Origin of the sequence: Streptomyces sp. MS191 (assembly GCF_008042125.1) — a bacterium.
In the GTDB taxonomy this organism is placed as follows: Bacteria; Actinomycetota; Actinomycetes; order Streptomycetales; family Streptomycetaceae; genus Streptomyces.
In genome coordinates this window covers 1-4,762 of sequence record NZ_RDBI01000162.1, presented here as the reverse complement: position 1 = coordinate 4,762, position 4,762 = coordinate 1, and the positions used below count along the sequence as shown (strand labels likewise).

Below are 4,762 nucleotides of genomic sequence, written 5' to 3'. Positions count from 1 at the left end.
GCCCTGCGGACCGCCGTGCGCCTCGTGGAGGCGCTGACCGCTCACACCGGCACGGTGGACCTCGGCCGGCTGGGCCACCTGCTGCGAGGCGGTGCGATGGACGTCGTGCTCGACGCCCTCGGGCCGAGCCGGTCGGGCGATGCGGTGCGATGCGGCGTCAGGCCGCGCCCACATCGGTGGCGTACGCCGCCTCCCGGACCTCCGGCTCGCCGTGGCGGCGCAGTGCGACGACGGTGGCGCGGCAGGTGTCGGGCCAGCTGTGGCGGATTCCGAGGGCCGTGGCGAGGGCGACGGCGAGGAGGCCTTCCACGAGACCACCGTCGTCGCCCAGAGCGCGGACCGCGGCGAGGGCGGCGGTGAGGTCGGCGAGCGGGGCGCCGTACCGGTGCGACTCCTCCAGGTCCTCGGCCACCCGGACCGCGAGCACGGGACGGCTCGCGATCGCGGCGGCCAGTTCGCGGAGCGACCGCAGCGGTTCGGGCTCGGCCGCCTCCAGGTCGATCGCCCGTACGAGCAGGGAGGTTCGGGTGGACGTCATGGCCGGTTCGGGCGTCAGCTGCCGGGCCAGGGCGGCACACATCCCGCGGTCCCGGATCGAGGAGCCGAGGAGGGAGTGCAGGCGACGGCGTGCCGGCAGGTCCCCGCCGCCCGCGCCGCCCTCCGGTTCGCCGGCCGCCACGAGCGCCAGCAGCCGGTCCACGGCGTCGTGCGTCAGGCTGCCGCGCCCCACGCCACCGATGGGGTGGGGCAGCGGGGACTGGGCCAGCTCCGTCAGCCCGTAGCCGGCTCGCCGCCCGTCCAGGGGCGAGGCGAGGTCGGTGCAGACGTCCACCAATGCCCTACCGGCCGCGGGCGTGTAGCGCGCCCAGTCACGGAGGTGGAACAGGGCCTGCTCCGCCGCGTGTTGCTCGGCGACGAAGGGTATCCGGGCGATCAGTTCGCCGTACCGCGACCGGTGGGCCGGAGCCAGGTCCGCCGGGTTCACGTCCATCAGCGTGCGCCAGGCGGATTCCGGCCCGTGGGTGGTCGCCGCCTCCAGCAGGGCCCACATCTCGTCAGCCGGCAGCAGGGCCGGAGCCAGGCCGACGATGGTGGCGTGTACGTCCGGGTGGACGCCCGGCGCGCTGCCCACGGCGGACAGGAGGGCGGTGGCGGCCTCTCGGGGCAGGTGGTCGACCGCGAGCCGGGCGGCCGCCTTGCGGACGGTGACCTTGACCCCGCTCTCGGAGGTCAGAACCTCGTGGAGCAGAGCCGCGACCCGGCTGGGACGGGCGTGGGCGGCGGCGCGGCCGGCCGACGACCAGGCGGCCGCGGCCCGGTCGTCGCCGGCGTGGTCGAGCAGGGCCCCGAGGGCCGAGGCCGGGTCGTCCGTGTGGGCGGCCGAGTCCAGCGCCGCTGCCGTCAGAGCCGACTCGGCAGGACCGGCCGAGGACGACGCCGGGTCCCCGTCCCCGGTCGGTACGGAGGTGTCCCCGGTCGGTACGGAGGTGGCGTACCGCTGGAGCAGGGCGCGCCCGTACGTCGGCACCGGGGCCACCGCCCGCAGCAGCGCGGCTCGTTCGTCCAGACCGCGGCCGCGGTCGGCGACGACGTCCGCGGCCAGCCGGACCGCCGCCTGCTGCTGCCGGGGCAGCCACCGGTCGGCGAACCGGAAGGGGGGAAGCGGCCGGGGCGTGCCGGCCACCGGGAAACGTCCCCCCGGGCACGGGTTCTCGGGCAGCGCGTGGTCCAGCAGGTCCGTACGCTCGGCGGCCAGTACCGCGAGCACAGGAGGCAGGAAGGCCGCGGAGGGTTCCCACGCGAGCAGCTCGGCCACCCGGTCGCCGCGGGTCGCGCGGTCGGCCAGCCAGGCCGTCGCGATCTCGCCGAAGGGCCCGTCCGGGCAGCTGCGCAGGGCCTGTTCGAGGCGGTCCCGGAGTTCCGGGATCCGGTGTGCGCGGCGTCCGCAGGACCGGACCAGCGCGAGCAGCGGCATGACGTCCCCACGGGCGGCGACCCGGTCCAGCCACGGCCCGAGGGCGTCGAGCACGACGTCCATCGCACCGCCTCGCAGCAGGTGGCCCAGCCGGCCGAGGTCCACCGTGCCGGTGTGAGCGGTCAGCGCCTCCACGAGGCGCACGGCGGTCCGCAGGGCGGCGGCACCATCGGCGCCGGCAGCCGGGTCCGGTCGCGTGGCATCGTCCGTACCGGTGGGTCCGTTCGCGGCGGCCGCGGCGTCTCCGACCGCGGCGAGCAGGGTGACGGTCAGGGTCCGGACGGTGTCCCGGGTCCCGGACGAGCAGTCCCGGGCCCGTAGGGCATCCAGGCACAGCCGCTCCAGCGCGTCGGCCCCGGTGCCGTCTCCGGTGGCCCCACCGCCGGCCGCCAGGGCTGCCACGATCAGGGGTGCCGGCAGGTCGGCGACAGCGGACAGGGCCTCGCCGCGCACGGGATCGCGCTCGTTCGTCAGCCGGCCGGCGGCCAGCGTGAGGACTTCCGCGACCTGCCGAGGATCACGGGTGTGGCCGGCGTTGGCCACCAGCCGGTCCCAGAGCGTCCCGCGATCGTCGGAGTCACCGGTACCGAGCGCCGCCAGGAGTTCGGGGCGGGCCTCGGCGGGCGGCAGCAGGGCGAGCGCGCCCCACAGGTACCAGCCGGTCTCGCCCTCGGCGCGCAGCGCCTCGATCGCGGCCCGGGCCCGGCTGTGCCGATCCGCGGCCGGCAGGTGGGCGATCACCCCGTCGTGCGCGCGGACGTTCCTGCGCGGACCGGCCGCGGCGACGACGGCGTCAACGAAGGCGGCCCGGCGCGAGGGCGGGGTGCACCGCAGCAGGACGTCGAAGGCTCCCCGGTGGAACCACCGGGCCCCGAGCCCGGGCAGGGACGGCGGATCCGCCGCCACCAGCCGCCGCATGACGGCCCGTCCGGGAGTCCGCTCCCACCGTGCGGCCGCCCGGCCGGGGTCGGCGAACCAGCGCGCCACGCGTTCGGCGTCCGCCGCCACGAGGTCGCCCAGCCGCTCGTGCACCGGGCCGGGCAGGTTGTCCGGGCCGTACCGCTCCAGCAGGTCCAGCACGCGCCCCGGGGCGGCGGGCAGGGCGGCGGCGATGCCGGTGGCGTGCCGCTTCCACCAGGGGTCACGCAGCCGCTCGGGGAGGTCGGCGAGTTCCCGTTCCGCATGGTCGAGGACGGCGACGGGGTGGCGGACGGCCAGCGTGCTCCAGTCCTCGTACGCGAGCGACCCGGCGAGCTCGGGCAGCAGCCGCGCGGTGAACTCCGTCGAGCAGCCCGGCAGCAGCCGGGCCGCGTCCCGGTCGCCGTACGCGCCGCGCACCCGAAGTGCCAGCCGCTCGGCGAGCCCCGGCCGCCGCCCGTCGCGCAGCAGCCGCGCGAGGTCGCCGCGGACGACGGCGGGCGCGTCGTCGTACGCGGCCTCGATCCGGGCGTCCGGGACGGGCAGCCGCCGGGCGCAGCGCAGCGCGTACCGGCGGACCACCGGATCCGGGTCGCCCAGCCGGGCAGCCAGGTGCTCCCACTCCCCGCCGGTCAGGGCCGCCAGTGCGGCGAGGCGGCGCTCATAGGACCCGCGCGCGTCCAACGCGGCCAGCACGGGCCCCAGTTCGCCGCGGGAGGCGAGGCGGTGGGCGTGGACGGCGGTGTACCGGAGCCGGGCGGCGTGCGGCAGGGGTTCGAGCACAGCGAGCAGCTCGTCGGCAGTCGAGATCATCGCGAGCATTGTGCCCGAGGGCGTGCCCGCGCCCCACCGATTATCGGACTGGTACCGGGGCGGCAGCGGGCGAGTACCGGAGAGCGGGCCGCCGTCGCCCCGCTCCGGGACGGCGGTCCGCTGCTACGCGGGGAGGCGGAAGCCGTTGAACAGGTCGTCCATCCCGCGCAGGGCCAGGCGGTCGGGAGTGGCCCGGATCGCGAGGTCGCGCAGCGCCGCGGCGAGCGGGTTGCGGAGGGCGCCCAGGCGGCCGGCCCTGCGGGCACGGACGCGCACGGCGTCGGTGCGGTCCCGGCGGGCGGCGGTGTACGCGGCGAGAGCGGCCGGGACGGAGCCGGCGCCGTCACCGGCGTCGGTGTCGGCCTCGGCCTCGGCACCGTGGTCTCCCTCGGCACCGCGGTCTCCCGCGGGCAGGAGGCGGGCGAGGATCACCGCGTCTTCGATGGCCTGGCAGCCGCCCTGGCCGAGGTTGGGGGCCATGGCGTGGGCGGCGTCGCCGAGCCAGGCGATCCTGCCGTGGTGCAGGCGGGGGAGCGGGGCGGCCAGGTCGTAGAGGTCGTTCCGGAGGACGTCCGCGGGGTCGAGGTGGTCGACGTGGTCCAGCAGCGCCGGAATCGGGTCGTGCCACGAGCCGAAACGCCGGCGGAGTTCGGCGCGGTGGTCGGAGCACCGGCCGCCCGCCGGCACGATCGCGGTCGCGTACAGGTAGAACCGGCCGTCGGAGAGCGGGGTGATCCCGAACCGCTCACCCCGCCCCCAGGTCTCGCTCATCGAGGGGATCCGGAGGTCCGGGGCGTCCACGAGGGCCCGCCAGGCGGTCTCGCCGATGTAGTGCAGGCCGGGATGGGCGGGGAAGTACGCGCGTCGCAGCGGACTGTGGATGCCGTCGGCGGCCACGACGAGATCGACGGGACGGCCCGGGCCGTCGTCCGTGCGGACGGCCGGGCGGCCTTCGGGGTCCTCGACGGCGGTCACCTCGGCGCCGTAGCGGACGGTGTGCGGCGGAAGGGCCGCGCCCCCTCCTTCGTCCGTCGCCGCACCCAGGGCGATCAGACC

General features: G+C 77.3%; 2 protein-coding genes. Both read right to left on the bottom strand.

What is annotated here, in order from left to right; genetic code table 11:
• Window positions 1-157: 157 nt before the first annotated feature.
• Window positions 158-3,706, bottom strand: a complete 3,549-nt coding sequence (locus EAO71_RS36075; RefSeq protein ID WP_147982025.1) for a hypothetical protein — start codon at window positions 3,704-3,706, stop codon at window positions 158-160.
• Between the two features lie 123 nt (window positions 3,707-3,829).
• The coding region (locus tag EAO71_RS36070; RefSeq protein WP_261992514.1) for an FAD-dependent monooxygenase at window positions 3,830-4,762 on the bottom strand (933 nt) is incomplete at its 5' end.